The organism is Rheinheimera salexigens (assembly GCF_001752395.1).
In the GTDB taxonomy this organism is placed as follows: domain Bacteria; phylum Pseudomonadota; class Gammaproteobacteria; order Enterobacterales; family Alteromonadaceae; genus Alishewanella; species Alishewanella salexigens.
Genome location: NZ_MKEK01000001.1, coordinates 793977 through 808032, shown reverse-complemented (window position 1 = coordinate 808032; position 14056 = coordinate 793977). Strand labels below are relative to the sequence as shown.

Annotated in this window: 15 protein-coding genes; 6 read left to right on the top strand and 9 right to left on the bottom strand. The window is 40.0% G+C overall.

Features of this window, described 5'->3' with window-relative positions; genetic code table 11:
• Positions 1–13: 13 nt before the first annotated feature.
• Positions 14–2137 (top strand): TonB-dependent receptor, encoded by a 2124-nt coding sequence (locus BI198_RS03840; protein ID WP_070048358.1) that lies wholly within the window; start codon positions 14–16, stop codon positions 2135–2137.
• A gap of 395 nt (positions 2138–2532) precedes the next feature.
• Entirely contained in the window at positions 2533–3237 is a 705-nt protein-coding gene (locus BI198_RS03835; protein ID WP_070048357.1) for a DUF4097 family beta strand repeat-containing protein, read from the top strand.
• A 109-nt stretch (positions 3238–3346) separates the two neighbouring features.
• On the opposite strand, the gene BI198_RS03830 is transcribed toward BI198_RS03835, so the two are convergent.
• Together BI198_RS03830 and BI198_RS03825 are read right to left on the bottom strand one after the other, a co-directional pair.
• On the bottom strand, positions 3347–3970 hold the full coding sequence (locus BI198_RS03830) for a DUF1294 domain-containing protein (RefSeq protein ID WP_070048356.1): 624 nt from the start codon (positions 3968–3970) through the stop codon (positions 3347–3349).
• A 61-nt stretch (positions 3971–4031) separates the two neighbouring features.
• Positions 4032–4352, bottom strand: coding sequence for a winged helix-turn-helix transcriptional regulator (locus BI198_RS03825; protein ID WP_083256552.1), 321 nt, complete (start codon positions 4350–4352; stop codon positions 4032–4034).
• Positions 4353–4488: 136 nt separating this feature from the next.
• On the opposite strand from BI198_RS03825, the gene BI198_RS03820 reads away from it, so the two are divergent.
• Entirely contained in the window at positions 4489–4725 is a 237-nt protein-coding gene (locus tag BI198_RS03820; protein ID WP_070048354.1) for a thioredoxin family protein, read from the top strand.
• Positions 4726–4894: 169 nt separating this feature from the next.
• Here the strand turns inward: BI198_RS03820 and BI198_RS03815 are convergent, their stop codons facing one another.
• From BI198_RS03815 to BI198_RS03795, 5 genes are all read right to left on the bottom strand, one after another.
• On the bottom strand, positions 4895–5311 hold the full coding sequence (locus BI198_RS03815) for a VOC family protein (RefSeq protein WP_070048353.1): 417 nt from the start codon (positions 5309–5311) through the stop codon (positions 4895–4897).
• A gap of 50 nt (positions 5312–5361) precedes the next feature.
• Positions 5362–6390: a DUF2157 domain-containing protein gene (locus BI198_RS03810; protein WP_070048352.1), complete on the bottom strand. Its 1029-nt coding sequence runs from the start codon at positions 6388–6390 to the stop codon at positions 5362–5364.
• Between the two features lie 31 nt (positions 6391–6421).
• Positions 6422–6904, bottom strand: a complete 483-nt coding sequence (locus BI198_RS03805; protein WP_070048351.1) for a GNAT family N-acetyltransferase — start codon at positions 6902–6904, stop codon at positions 6422–6424.
• A 276-nt stretch (positions 6905–7180) separates the two neighbouring features.
• Positions 7181–7534 (bottom strand): DUF1428 domain-containing protein, encoded by a 354-nt coding sequence (locus BI198_RS03800; protein ID WP_070048350.1) that lies wholly within the window; start codon positions 7532–7534, stop codon positions 7181–7183.
• 35 nt (positions 7535–7569) lie between these two features.
• Positions 7570–7728, bottom strand: a complete 159-nt coding sequence (locus BI198_RS03795) for a YqaE/Pmp3 family membrane protein (RefSeq protein ID WP_070048349.1) — start codon at positions 7726–7728, stop codon at positions 7570–7572.
• Between the two features lie 202 nt (positions 7729–7930).
• Between BI198_RS03795 and BI198_RS03790 the strand changes: the two genes are divergently transcribed.
• Positions 7931–8527 (top strand): DUF5610 domain-containing protein, encoded by a 597-nt coding sequence (locus tag BI198_RS03790; protein ID WP_070048348.1) that lies wholly within the window; start codon positions 7931–7933, stop codon positions 8525–8527.
• Between the two features lie 100 nt (positions 8528–8627).
• On the opposite strand, the gene BI198_RS03785 is transcribed toward BI198_RS03790, so the two are convergent.
• A complete protein-coding gene (locus tag BI198_RS03785) occupies positions 8628–9524 on the bottom strand; it encodes a LysR family transcriptional regulator (RefSeq protein WP_070048347.1) in 897 nt (298 codons plus the stop codon).
• A 182-nt stretch (positions 9525–9706) separates the two neighbouring features.
• On the opposite strand from BI198_RS03785, the gene metE reads away from it, so the two are divergent.
• The gene (gene metE, locus BI198_RS03780; protein WP_070048346.1) at positions 9707–12043 is read left to right on the top strand and encodes a 5-methyltetrahydropteroyltriglutamate--homocysteine S-methyltransferase; all 2337 of its coding nucleotides are present in this window, start codon (positions 9707–9709) and stop codon (positions 12041–12043) included.
• A gap of 82 nt (positions 12044–12125) precedes the next feature.
• Here the strand turns inward: metE and BI198_RS03775 are convergent, their stop codons facing one another.
• Positions 12126–13421 carry a hypothetical protein gene (locus BI198_RS03775; RefSeq protein ID WP_070048345.1) on the bottom strand — a complete coding sequence of 432 codons (1296 nt, stop codon included), beginning with the start codon at positions 13419–13421 and terminating at the stop codon, positions 12126–12128.
• Positions 13422–13718: 297 nt separating this feature from the next.
• On the opposite strand from BI198_RS03775, the gene BI198_RS16460 reads away from it, so the two are divergent.
• On the top strand, positions 13719–14054 hold the full coding sequence (locus BI198_RS16460) for a metalloregulator ArsR/SmtB family transcription factor (RefSeq protein WP_070048344.1): 336 nt from the start codon (positions 13719–13721) through the stop codon (positions 14052–14054).
• The last annotated feature ends 2 nt before the right edge of the window (positions 14055–14056 follow it).

The following is a 14056-nucleotide window of genomic DNA, read 5'->3' as shown; positions in this document are numbered from 1 at the left end:
TCCAAGGATCACCATGTTAAAAACCTCTATATGCATACTTAGCGTCGCTATCAGTGGCCATGTATTAGCTGCTGTCACACAAGCTGAATCATCGTTAGAACACGTTATTGTTACCGGCAGTCGAATTATTGAAAGCATTGATGAAGTACCCGCTTCTATTACTGTTATTAGCCAACAGCAAATCCAACAGCACTTAAAAGTGAACCCTGAATTAGGTAGTTTACTGGCCCAAATGGTACCTGGGTTCGCGCCAAATACGGGCAGCTCTAGTAATGCTGGCCAAACTTTACGCGGACGTTCACCGTTAATTATGATTGATGGTGTACCGCAATCTACACCACTGCGAAATGGCTCAGTTGATTTAAAAACACTTGATCCCAACGCAATAGCACGGATTGAAGTCATTAAAGGTTCCACCTCCATTTATGGTAATGGTGCTGCCGGCGGTATTATTAACTACATAACTAAACAAGCTAGCCGAAATGAGCAAACTGATGCCGAAATAAGTTTATCTAGCCGTTTTAGTGCCGTTAAATTAGCAGAAAGTGTCGGTGGTCGCTTGGCGGCATCGGTGAATGGCCGAGCCAATAACTTTAGTTATTTAGTCACCGCTAGCTATGCTGAAAATGGCGTACAACGCGATGCAGAGGGCGATATCCTTGGCTTGCAATATGGTCTTTCTGATTCAGAAATGCAAAATTACTTTACTAAATTAAGCTACGATTTTGATGCTGATAAATCACTACAATTTAGTTATAACTACTATAGCGCGCAACAAAAAACCGATTTAGCTGATGTAGTGGGCAACAGTAATTTAGGCGAAAAAACCTACGCTATTCACGTGCCAGTAGAGCAACAGCAACAAGGTAAACCTCAAGGCCCTGATGGCAACGTTAATATCACCTTAAAATATACTGATATAGCCTTGTTCAATAACACCCAAATGACGCTAGATGTATATAGCCAAGATATTGAAAACGTATTTTTCTATTCTGCGAATTTAGCCAATCCATCTGCAGGTTATAATGGCGGTCAATCGGTTATTAAATCGAAAAAACAAGGCGCTAGAGCAACCTTTAATAGTCAGTTTGATTTTGATCAGGTTGCCGCAACATTTATCTATGGCTTAGATGCCTTAAATGATGTTACCTCACAACCTCTGGTAGATGGGCGTATTTGGGTGCCCGAAATGGATATGCAAAGTATTGCTGGCTTCTTGCAAACTAAGTGGGTAATTAACGACGATATTATTGTTAAAACTGGTATACGCAAAGAAAATATTGATCTGACTATTGATGATTACAATACGCTGAAACTATGCAAAAGTGAAACGCAATGCTCTGTTCCTTTAGCCGTTCGCGGCGACACAATTAAGTACAATGCTACAACCTATAATGCAGCAATTAAATACAACTTAACACCTGCCTTTAGCCCATACTTCAGCTACTCTCAAGGCTCAGACGTTTCAGATATTGGGGTTTTACTGCGTAGCGCAACCGTAAACGATATTGCGCTTATTCAAACACAAGCCTCTATTATAGATAGTTATGAGCTAGGGTTTATCTCCCAGTTCGATCAAGTTCGCTTTGAAGTTAACGCGTTTCGTAGCACATCAGAGCTAGGTACCAGCAATAAATTTAACGAGGTAACTGGCGTTTACGAGCCAATACGGGCGCCACAAAAAATTTGGGGCTATGAAGGCTTAATTAATTACGCTATTTCGCCAAGTTTAAAACTCATCGCCAGCTATAGTTTTGTTGAAGGTAAAAACACAGAAGAGGATATTTATTTAGGCGCTAAACAAATTAGTCCACCTAAAGCGACCGTAAATTTAGCATGGCAAGCTAATGATCAGTTGGGACTAACCTTAAGTTATCTTTTTGTTGGTGACAGAAAACGTTTCGACAAAAACAGTCAAGGTGAGTATTCAGGCGATCAAGGCCCAGTTAGCCACTACAGCTTAGTTAACCTCAGTGGCCAATATCAATTTGATCAGCATTGGCAAGCTTATTTTGGTATTGAAAACTTACTGAATAATGATTACTTCCCTGCTCGGGCACAATCCTATAGGTATGGTGGTTATAATATTAAAGGTTTAGGCACTACTGCCACTATCGGTGCCAGCTACCAGTTTTAAACTCAGTGACCAAAACACAGTCATGCTTTGTTATGACTGTGTTTTATCATCTCCATATCTATTGTTGAGCAATACACAGCATGCGTATTTAGGTGCCCACTACGACATGAATTTTTCCGTTAGTTAATAAATAGCGATACATTTTTGTTCTTGTTGTTAGCTATAAATGTTAGCTATTTGCACTACTTTATAGTGAAATATTAACTTCCTTCTTTACGATTTAAAAAATACCATTTATTTTCAACAACTTATTATTGGCAAGCCCTTTGCTTTAGTACAACAGTGATTACTACTTAACAAACTAGATAAGTTGCGACAACAGTGACTAAAAAGCGGCTATAACAGCTATAACGAAAATGCTAATGAAAGCTATAACTTATAAAAAGGACATAACAATGAAACTGATTCCACTTATTACCACCTTAAGCATTATGCTGACATCAGCTAGCCTGCTTAGTGCCCAAGCTGCTGATTTAGCTGATATTGATAAAGTAAATGGCAGCGCCAATATTGCCAGTGAGCAGCATTATGCAGATATCTCGCTAGTAAACGGCAGTATTAATATGGCCAGTAATAGCAGCGCCAAAGCATTAACTACTGTCAATGGTAGTATTAACCTTGAAGATAACATTCTAATACACAGTGCTAATACTGTGAATGGTAAAATAGTTGCGGGCTCAGGGCTTAAAGTGGCGAAAGAACTGACTACCGTGAATGGTAAAATAAACTTGGGCGCTAATGCCGATATTAACGGCGAGATTAGCACGGTTAATGGTGCTATCACGTTGGTTGATAGCGTAATTACCGGAAGCGTTACCACCTTAAATGGTGCTATCACGCTGGTTGATAGCGTAGTTTCTGGAAACGTAACCAACTCAAATGGTGATATCAACTTAAAAGGCAACACGGTAATTAAAGGTGATGTGATTTATAAATCACGTAACAAAATTAAGTCTTGGTGGTCTTGGGGTGAGGATGCAAAACCTACATTACACATCGACAATAATGCCATTGTTGAAGGCAATATTATCTTAAAACAAGCTGTAAATTTGCAAATAAACAACCCCGCTATGCAAGCCAAGGTTATTGATAAAAGTTAATTGCTGGTCTTAAAAATATCTATGCGATAGAGCTTGGCTTTATCGTTAAGCCAAGCCTTTATTCATTACAAACTCGTAGCAAACTCATTATAAGATTTGCAGCGCAATCTTAGAAAAAACCACGCTGTAAAATACCTAACCGATACAGCCAAACTAAGGCCACTATATTCAGTAATACCATGCACCAAAACAGCCATAAGAAGCTCGCTTTACGGCTTTTATGCCGTAACCAGTTTTGCGCTAGCAAGCCTCCTGGCCAACCACCAATTAGGGCAAATATTTGCAGAGTCGACTCTGGTGTACGCCACTGTTCCTGTTTCGATTTATATTTATCCCACGCATAGCTTGCAAAGGTTAATACGCTTATGACTGCGTAACCAATTAACACATACCAACTTAGGTTTAATAACCACGATACTAGTACCAAGCCAATAAAGAATATGGCCACAAACATACTTGGCCAGTTTGACGATGCTTTTGCCTTGGCAATAGGCTTAGCGCTTAGCTGTTCGCCAGCAAACGTAACATTTTGTGCTTGGTTACGGCCTTTATCATCTTTAATAACTAGGTAGGTAACCACTTCGCCCACCACCGGACGACGCTGCCTATTTTGTAGGGCGCTAGCATGCAAAAACACTCGCTCAGCAGTAACCTTGTCACTGGTTGAGGTTGGTTGAATAAAGCCAAACCCTTTAGCGTCATCCCATTGTTGAATCTTTCCTTTAACTCGCATAATTGCACCTATATTTAATAACGCCGCTAGGCTTAACTTAGTTGTATAAGCTATGTATTAGTTATATTAGTTCAGAGTTGCCTATTTCGTTATCCAACTGCTTTATTTGCGCAATAATGGCGACTAGCTTCTCCCCGTTAGTAGTCAGTTCGTATTCGGTGCGCAGGGGGACTTCTGCATACACCTGCTTATCCAGCAAGCCATAGGCGGTTAATTTGCGTAATCGTTCAGATAGCACCTTAGTTGAAATACCTTGTATATGCCGCTCCAATGCGCCCGGTCGCGATACACCCTCGCCAATCGCCCGCAACACGGATACTGACCATTTGCAGCCCACAACCTCTTCTAATTGAAAATAGCGTGACTTAGCTGACGCAGACATTTTTAATTCCTCTATTTTCAATAAATTACACCATAAGGTTACTAGGGCACTGCAAAGTGCCTTCTATACAGAGTCTTAGATTATTTCTACTCTGTATAGGTGTCGGTTGGCACTAAGTAATCTTAGGAGAACAATTATGAAAACCAAAGCAATATTTTATCATGCTGGTTGCTCAGTTTGCATTGCGGCGGAACAAAACGTCGCTAAGGCATTAGATCCGGCAAAATATAACGTTGAAATTGTTGATTTAGGCCAAGATAAGTCTCGATTAAAAGAAGCGGAATCAGCCGGTGTAAAATCTGTACCAGCACTGGTTATGGATGGCGCAGCGTTTCATATTAACTATGGCGCAGGCATTGAAGCATTAAGATAATCGGCTAATGTTGACTAGATTAAGCTTGAAGGCCGATGTTGTGTTGCAGACGCTTTTGCAGCGCGCCAAGTGCTAACAAGGGAATTTACCTAAAAATAAATTCCCTTGTCATAAAACATACAGCTATACAACTTTATCACTGAAAAAACGGCTCACAATTGACATTATATTAAGCATTAAATAACTCACTTTCATCTGCAAAAGACTTAAACTCTAATGGATTGCCACTAAAATCTAATACAAACATGGTTTGTTGTTGGCCACTCTGACCGGCGAATCTAACTTGCGGCTTTAAAATAAATTTAATTTTTGCAGTTTCTAACTTAGCGGCTAACGCTAAAAATTGTTCGGGGGTTAGTACACAGCCAAAATGCGGTATAGGCACTGCCACACCATCAACCAAACCACAATAATCCAACTCTTTATCAACCACGCCAACATGTGCCGTTAATTGATTGCCATAAAATTCGAAATCAAGCCAGTTTTCTGTCGACCTGCCCTCTACACAACCCAGTAAATCTATATAGAACTGTCTAGTCGTTGCCAGATCTTTAACCTTAAAAGCATAGTGGAAAATGTTACTCATAAAAAATCACTCATAATGTATTATTCCTTAATTTCACAGAAAAATGGGCTTTATGACCTGTTTTGCAATAATTCTCGTAACGGCGCTGGAAGCCATGAACGCGACTTTTTAGTGAGTGTTTGTTCATGCTTTTGCCACAGAATTCCCAAATAAATTATGGCAAAGCCAATAACCGTTAATGCCATTGGAAATAACCAGCTATCTTTAAAAACATCATAAGCTAAATAACCAATGTAACCACAACTACCCAGAGCACCAAAGATAACAAACACTCGGCGAACTAATAATACCCCTACTGCAATCATTAAAAGGTTAATACACAAATACATAAATTTAGAAAACTCACTGTCTGAGTATTGAGTTGATAAACCACCCCAGAAGGCAATAACACCAAACAGATAAAGCCAAAAAGCATAATCGGCTGTATGACGTGATCTTATATCAACCCAAAATGCCAAGCCTATCATCAACAAACCGGTGTATAACGACACTAATTTTCTTAGCTGCCAAGAATAATCACCACCCGAAATCATAACGGCAATATCCATGGTTAAATACCACAGGGTGACTGCAATCGGCATAAGTAAAAATGGATACTTGTATTTCCACGCGATAATAACGCCAATAGCTAAAGTACCCAGCTCCATATACAGCCAATGCCATTTAATATAACGATGATAATCTTTATAAACACTATCATCAGGCCACAGGCCTAGCCATTGCTGCAATCCATAAATGGCCAGCGGAGTTAAGCAGACGACAAAAGTGGCACAAATTCCAGCCGGAATAGGTAAATTTTTAGCCGCAAAAATATTAGTACAGGTTAAACCTATAACTGCATAAAGCACTGAGATCAGTAATATTCCAGCACCACCGAAAGACTCCCAACCCAAGCTCATAAATAAAGTCATGGCACCAATAGCAATTAACCCACCTAAGTAATACAACACATGGGTAAAGGTAAATCTTGGTACATCTGCAGCTTGAGCCTGAAAGAACGTAAAAAGTGCATCAGCTTGTGCTGCTGAAATGATATTTTCATCTACGGCAGCACCGAGCTTGTTCCTTGTAATATTCATTACTGATCCTTCTATTTACGTTGCCGATTTTTTATAGCTGTTTAATCATCCAAACATCACAACCGTTGTGAATAGTGCCGGCTAATGGCTTTTCTAGATGACTAAAGCCAAGTTTTTCATATAAGGCAATAGCCGAGGTCATATTGCTTAATGTATCCAAATAACACTGTTTATAGCCTTTAGCTTTAGCATAGGCTAAACAGTCTTCGGTCAGCTTTTTGCCAATGCCTAAGCCGCGACTTTCAGCTAATAAAAACAATTTACGTAGTTCACACACTTGATTACTACCATTAAAGGCCGCTACACCACTGCCACCAACAATATTGCCTTTTATCGATGCCACAAAATAGCGGCTAGCGCTGGCATCATTATAATGTTGGCTCATAGCATCCACTTCAGGATCAGAAGGACCAAAGCCCTCACCAATAGCACCAAACTCAGCCCCTACTTGCTTTATAATCAGGGCAATGTTGACATCGTGTTCTGGCTTAATTTGTTCAATGACATAACTCAAGGGCTGCTCTCCGAAATTGGGCAATCAATAATTGGGTTTGCCTTGAATTTACTGTATTTATATTTTAAATCAATAACATCTAAAACTTTAGCTTACACCAACACAGCTGCGATACACAAAGCAAAGCTTGGGCGAGAAAACAATGTACTTTGGTTCTCAAGCACTACATTGAACTTAGCAAGGGGCGGAACAGGCTTTAGTATAATGCGATAAGGTTTAGCATAAAGGCCAAATTAAAAGCGCGGACTGGCGCGCTTTTAATTAAGTACTGCAGATTTAAGCTTCACTAATAGCTTCAAAGCCACCATATATTAGCCGCTTACCATCAAATGGCATTGGGTTTTGATCAGGATGCATTCTTGGATCGGCCATAATCGCTTGCCAACCAGCATCGCGTACTGCTTTAGATGGCCAAACAACAGATGAAAATACGACTGTTTCATCTTTGCTACATTTTACCGCCATAGGAAAAGAAGTCACTTCGCCATCTGGCACATCATCTCCCCAAGCTTCAGTGATCTTAAGGGCGCCGTGGTCTTTAAACACCACGGCAGACAATTTAGCATGAGCAATATATTTATCTTTATTGGCTGTTGGCACAGCCGCTATAAAACCATCAATGTACGACATCTAGTGCTCCTCTTGCTATTAAATGCTATTACAGTTTATTTAGTCACGACCCAAAGTGCATGTATCATCCCTGGGAAGTAAAACAGCAGGCATAATATAATATTAATCAGCAGATCTTTTCCTACTCCAGACTTTATTAAAACGGCAATAGGGGCTAGAAAAATAGCGAGTAAAATCAGTATAACTTTATTCATAACAAATCCTTACTGTTAAAATATATGAAAGGTTTTCGTATTTATTATGCTGGCCTAACAAATTACAGCTTAGTGTATTAGCGTAAAGTGTCAAAGTGAGCGCTGGTTGAAACGACTAAAAAATAAACAACTAAAGTTTTTCTCGCTGCTACCGATAACCTGACTAATACTATACTCATGTCACGATTTCAGGAGCACAATTATGGCAATCACGACAGGTAGTAACCCGCCTATTACCAGCGCGGCAAAACAAAGTAATACGCCGGCTAAAACCGATAATAGCCAAACGATTAAGAATCAAGCTGCACAATTGAAACAAGCCAACAACTTGGGAATTTTGCGCGCCGCTGAGAAAGTATCGTTAAGTAGTAATAACGACTCATTAAGCTTGTTATACAAAACAGCATTAGAAGGCATTAATGCTGAACTTGAACCAATAATGGGCCCTAATGCGGCACAAAAAATATATGACTCTGGTATTGATACCTCACCAGAAGCAACGGCTGATCGCATAGTAAGCTTTGCTACTGCATTTTACGGTAAATACAAAGAGCAGAATCCTGACAAATCAGAACAAGAAAACCTTGATAGCTTTTTAAAAGTGATTGGTGGCGGTATCGAAAAAGGTTTTGCTGATGCCAAAGATATTCTTAAAAGCTTACAAGTTTACGAGGGTGAAGTAGAAAGCGGCGTAGATAAAACCTATGGCTTAGTCATGAAAGGTATAGCGAATTTTCGAGAGAAAATGTTAGAGCTAGCAGCCAACCCACCAGCAGAAGATAATAAAAACGCGGAATAGCAGTTACTAGCTTCATATGAAGGGGCTAGCTAGATTTGATGTTAAAACTCTTCTTTTCTATCATGCATGCGGTTAACTTTTACCAACCGCATAAAATGGGTCAGAGTGATTTTATATCACTCGCTTTAGCCAACTGAATAAAAGCTTGAATATGCCGGTTATCGCGTTCGTGTTTACGGTAACCTATATAAATATGCTTATGAATACCGGCACTGCCTAGCCGAATAATATGCAGTGGTAGTGTTTTGGCATACTCCTTTGCTAACCATTTAGGCAAAGTCGCTACTCCACGATTAGCCACCACCATTTGCAGAATAATATCGGTAGATTCTAAGGTTTTATGTTGTTTAGGCATACAGTGCGCTGGCAGTAAAAACTGCTGAAAAATATCCAACCTTGCTGTTTCTACCGGATAGGTTAATAGTGTTTGATCAGATAATTGCTTAGGCTCAATTTGTTGTAGTGCGCTTAGTTTATTGTCTAGGCTAACCACTAATACTTGCTCATAAGGAAACACCGGCTCAAACACTATGCTGTCTTTATTTATTGGATCGGGCGTTATGAGTAAGTCGATATCGTAATTAAACAGTGCTGCCATGCCACCAAACTGAAATTTTTGTTTTACATCTATATCTACACCTGGCGACTGAGCCAAAAACGGTTGCACTACTTTTAATAGCCATTGATAGCAAGGGTGGCACTCCATACCAATCCGTAAACTACCCGTTTCGTTGTTAGCAAACTGACGCAGCGTATCATCCATGCGTTCAAATTGCGGCAGCAACCTATTAGCTTGATCTAGCACATACTGTCCTGCCTCAGTCAGCCGAATGCTACGGCCCTCTTTTAACCACAAGCTAACATTAATCTGCCGCTCGAGTTTTTTAATGGTGTGGCTCAATGCCGATTGGGTCAGGTTTAAATAATTAGCAGCGGCCGTTAATGAACCATTGCGGGCGATTTCTCGAAGTATACTCAGGTGAATTTTTTCAATCATGTTTTATCAACATCCTACTTTCTATTAATAACAGAACCCATGAGCAGTATTCATATAACCATGAAAACATACCATTTCAATTCATACATATTACACGATATCATTTAGACGTCTAGATGGTTAAGCCTTAATAGCTAAAAGCCAATAATTAACATACTGAATGGTTAAATAGGGATTAAAACATGACTACTGAATATCAAACTCAGCAGAAAAAAGTACGGCTACACAACTTAGGTTTTCCGCGTATTGGTAATAAACGCGAATTAAAATTTGCGCTTGAAAACTACTGGAAAAACGACATTACCGAAGGACAATTGTTAGCCAGTGCGAAGCAAATTCGTAGCAATAACTGGGCGTTGCAACAAACATTAGATTTAGTGCCCGTAGCCGATTTTTCGCTATACGATCAAGTATTAGATATGAGTTTTATGCTAGGTAACCTACCTCATCGTATTGCGCATTTTAACGATAGCGAGTTAGATAACTATTTTAGAATAGCTCGTGGCCGCTCGGCTAACGACAGCCCATGTCAGTGTGTACATGCTGGTGAAATGACTAAATGGTTCGACACTAACTATCATTATATTGTGCCCGAAGTAACCGCTGAAACTTCATTTACCTTAAACAGTGCGCGTATTTTGGCCCAAGTAGCAGAAGCCAAAGCGCAAGGCGTTAATTTTAAACCGGTACTCATTGGCCCAGTAACTTACCTGTGGCTGAGTAAAGAAAAAGACACCTCTAATAAGCTGGATTTGCTAGATAAACTATTACCGGTTTACCAAACACTATTAAGCGAGCTGGCACAGGCCGGCGTAGAATGGGTGCAAATTGATGAACCGGTATTGGTTACCGAGCTTGACTCAGCATGGCAAGATGCCGTAATCGAAGCGTATCAGGCATTAAAAAGCAGCCCCGTTAAACTATTACTCGCCACCTACTTTGGCACCTTAGGCGATAATCTAACATTAAGCCTAAACCTACCTGTCGCGGGTATTCACTATGATGCGGTTCGCGGTAAATCCGCCCTAGCACACGTTATCGAGGCACTGCCTGCAGACAAGATACTGTCGTTAGGCGTAATTGATGGCCGTAATATCTGGAAGACCGATCTCACAGCCACATTAGAATACCTGCAACCTATAGCGGCTAAACTGGCAGATCGGTTATGGCTGGCACCTTCATGCTCGTTATTGCATGTGCCGGTTAACCTTGATAACGAAGTGACAGTTAATAAAGCTAGCCTCGATGCTGAAATTTTAAGCTGGCTGGCCTTTGCCGAGCAAAAATTAGTTGAACTAACGGTCTTAGGCAAGGCACTAAACAACGGCATAAACTCAGTAAGCAACGAATTAGCTGAAAATCAGGCGGCGATAAATAGCCGCCGTACTTCTACTCGCGTGCATAACCCAGCAGTAAAAGCTGCGGTTAACAGCATCACTAACGACTTGGGTAAACGCTTAAGCGGTTATACTGTTCGTGCTGCAAAACAGGCCACACATTTACCGCTACCCTTGTATCCAACCACCACTATTGGCTCTTTTCCACAAACTAAAGAAATCCGTCAGGCTCGGTTAGCCTTTAAAAAACACAACATTAGCGCCAGCGAATACGAAGCAAAAATGAAAGCTGAAATTGAATACGCTATCCGCGAGCAAGAAAAGTTAGGCCTAGACGTGCTAGTTCATGGCGAAGCCGAGCGTAACGACATGGTAGAATATTTTGGTGAGCAGTTACAAGGTTATGCTTTTAGCCAGTTCGGTTGGGTGCAATCTTATGGCTCACGTTGTGTAAAGCCGCCTATTTTATTTGGTGATATTAGCCGGCCTCATCCCATGACAGTCGCCTGGACTAAATATGCTCAGTCACTAACTACCAAGCCAATGAAAGGCATGCTAACTGGCCCAGTAACTATTTTAAACTGGTCTTTTGTTCGCGACGACCAAAGCCGCCGTGATAGCTGCCTGCAGTTAGCATTAGCTGTACGCCAAGAAGTACAAGATTTAGAAGCGGCGGGTGTTAACGTGATTCAAATAGATGAAGCCGCGCTGCGTGAAGGTTTGCCACTACGGCAATCAGAATGGCAAGAGTACTTAAACTGGGCAGTAGAATCGTTTCGCATTAGCGCCAACGGTGTAAAAGACGAAACTCAAATTCACACCCACATGTGTTACTCCGAGTTTAACGATATTATTGAAGCCATTGCTCATATGGACGCCGATGTTATCACCATAGAAACATCACGTTCAGACATGGAATTACTTGATGTATTCGAGAAGTTTGCTTACCCAAATCAGATTGGCCCAGGGGTATATGATATTCACTCGCCAAATATTCCAAGCCCCGAGCAAGTAACCAAACTAATGCTAAAAGCCGCCGAGCGGATACCGGCAAATCGTCTGTGGGTAAACCCAGATTGTGGCTTAAAAACTCGGCAATGGGATGAAGTATTACCGGCACTGCAAAACATGGTTGAAGCCGCTAAAATCCTGCGCGCGGTAGCCGCAGAACGAGTCGCGTAAACAGTATTAATAAAACTAACACCGCCACTAAAGCCTCTGGTTAGTGGCGGTGTTTTTAATTGAAACTATGCCAATAACAGCACTAAATGATGGTTTCACGGCTATAATTTCTTGAATTAAAACGTACTTTAAAAGCCGACTTTAAAGTCCGCATAGTTTCGTTGGCTAACCTCTTTGTCAAACCTGCTATGTTTTCTCTATTGATCCACGCTTGGTATTTACGCCAATTTTCCAAAGATATTATTACTCTACTCGCCTCTTCCTTTAAACCTAATTTTTGCAATGGCTCAACTAACTCTTTAAATTGCGATGCATGATATTCACTTTGAATCAGTAAGTTTTTATCTGTGAACCAAGTGCTGATAGAGGCTGAGGGGAAAATATCATATTCATTTTTATAACCTAATACTAATAACTCGAGTCGTGTTCGAGTGCATTTGGCACAATTGCCACAATTTAAATAGCCTGATGGAATAGTATAAACTTTTGGGCATACTCTAAGGTTTTTTAATACCTCAGGTCTGCCAATAATTAAAGCAACTTTATTTAACCGAGATAAATCTTCACTGTCATGATGAACAGCGAGTATTTCTGATGAATAATTAACGTCAATTAGTGGCGAAGAACCCCAAGCTGTTGCGTGCCACATATCGTTAGTGGAACTAATTAAAATATCTGATATGTGAGACGTAAGAAAGTGTGCCATGCCCGCTAATATTGCACCATGCGCCTGTTTAGCATATAAATTACTGTCTAAATCTAGGCTTCTAACATTTGTATCAATTAAAACAGGCTGTATGTTGGCACTTTTACATACTTGTTTAATAGCTTCATAACTTAATTCTGACAACTCCTGCTGTTTTTCATTTTGTTCTTCTAAAAAACCAATATCCAAGCCGTTGACCAGTAATCCATAACGAGCTCGTTTAGGGTGTTCCTCGCCAACTAATGTTATGTTTCTCATCAGCGTGCTATATGAATCAACGCCACCTGAAAGAAACAATGCAGTACTGCGTATTGGGCTTTTTATATCAGAAATTTCTCTATTTACGTCAGATCCGACTTCAGATGATTCAATGACAGGTAGGTGTTTATGAGCGAACCACATTGCTAAATATTTCAGACTTTTTTCTACTCGGTACTTAAGCCAATCATCAATATAACCTTCAACATAAATTCGTTGTTCACGGTGCTTCATTGCGAACACCATTACTGCTAATAAGAATCCATTGCTAGCAGCGAAAAGAGTGCAGTTAAATTGATTGGGGATCGTAACGTAAATAGTCTGCAATGGACGGTCATTATCTTCCCATACTACATCTGCTAGCCATTTAACATTATTCGTAATTTGTTGTTGTCGAAAATTTATTAAGCGCATTAATTAACTCCTTTTATAATGACAAAATCCTTTTACTAAACATTAACTCATAACTTATTTGTTAATTTACCTAAAACTTATAAGGTATTTTGTATCGAAAAAAAATCGTTTAAATAAAGCCTAATAAACATCGCATTTGATTATTTTAGTTCGTTTTCCGGGAAGTGGTAGTTTATTAGAATAATGGGAAATTAAGATGATTACGGTAAAGTGTTTATGCTTTAATTGAAATATTATTTTGACATTTACAGCAATACATATGTATATTCACATATATGATATATCAGATGTAATGCTATGAACCCTTGCCAATTTTATAAGTGTCTGGCTGATCAGACCCGACTGACCTTTATCCTTTTATTATCTAAAGTTACAGAAGCCTGTGTTTGCGATCTGATGCAAGCATTAGAACTTGAACAGCCAAAAACGTCCCGTCATCTGGCCGAGCTTAGAAAGTGTGGCATCCTTATTGATGAACGTCGGGGCAAGTGGGTGTATTACAAACTGCATCCAGCGCTTCCGGTTTGGGCCAAAACAGTTATCCAACAAACTGCCAGCCATAACTTAAGCTATTTCGATACGGCTTTAGCAAAGTTAAAAAGCGCTTTAGCTACAACCAATAGCTGCTGTTAATC

Bases quoted from the DNA above. Each gene is read 5' to 3' on its own strand.
- BI198_RS03840 (WP_070048358.1), top strand. From the start codon at position 14: ATGTTAAAAACCTCTATATGCATACTTAGCGTCGCTATCAGTGGCCAT.
- BI198_RS03835 (WP_070048357.1), top strand. From the start codon at position 2,533: ATGAAACTGATTCCACTTATTACCACCTTAAGCATTATGCTGACATCA.
- BI198_RS03830 (WP_070048356.1), bottom strand. From the start codon at position 3,970: ATGCGAGTTAAAGGAAAGATTCAACAATGGGATGACGCTAAAGGGTTT.
- BI198_RS03825 (WP_083256552.1), bottom strand. From the start codon at position 4,352: ATGTCTGCGTCAGCTAAGTCACGCTATTTTCAATTAGAAGAGGTTGTG.
- BI198_RS03820 (WP_070048354.1), top strand. From the start codon at position 4,489: ATGAAAACCAAAGCAATATTTTATCATGCTGGTTGCTCAGTTTGCATT.
- BI198_RS03815 (WP_070048353.1), bottom strand. From the start codon at position 5,311: ATGAGTAACATTTTCCACTATGCTTTTAAGGTTAAAGATCTGGCAACG.
- BI198_RS03810 (WP_070048352.1), bottom strand. From the start codon at position 6,390: ATGAATATTACAAGGAACAAGCTCGGTGCTGCCGTAGATGAAAATATC.
- BI198_RS03800 (WP_070048350.1), bottom strand. From the start codon at position 7,534: ATGTCGTACATTGATGGTTTTATAGCGGCTGTGCCAACAGCCAATAAA.
- BI198_RS03795 (WP_070048349.1), bottom strand. From the start codon at position 7,728: ATGAATAAAGTTATACTGATTTTACTCGCTATTTTTCTAGCCCCTATT.
- BI198_RS03790 (WP_070048348.1), top strand. From the start codon at position 7,931: ATGGCAATCACGACAGGTAGTAACCCGCCTATTACCAGCGCGGCAAAA.
- BI198_RS03785 (WP_070048347.1), bottom strand. From the start codon at position 9,524: ATGATTGAAAAAATTCACCTGAGTATACTTCGAGAAATCGCCCGCAAT.
- metE (WP_070048346.1), top strand. From the start codon at position 9,707: ATGACTACTGAATATCAAACTCAGCAGAAAAAAGTACGGCTACACAAC.
- BI198_RS03775 (WP_070048345.1), bottom strand. From the start codon at position 13,421: ATGCGCTTAATAAATTTTCGACAACAACAAATTACGAATAATGTTAAA.
- BI198_RS16460 (WP_070048344.1), top strand. From the start codon at position 13,719: ATGAACCCTTGCCAATTTTATAAGTGTCTGGCTGATCAGACCCGACTG.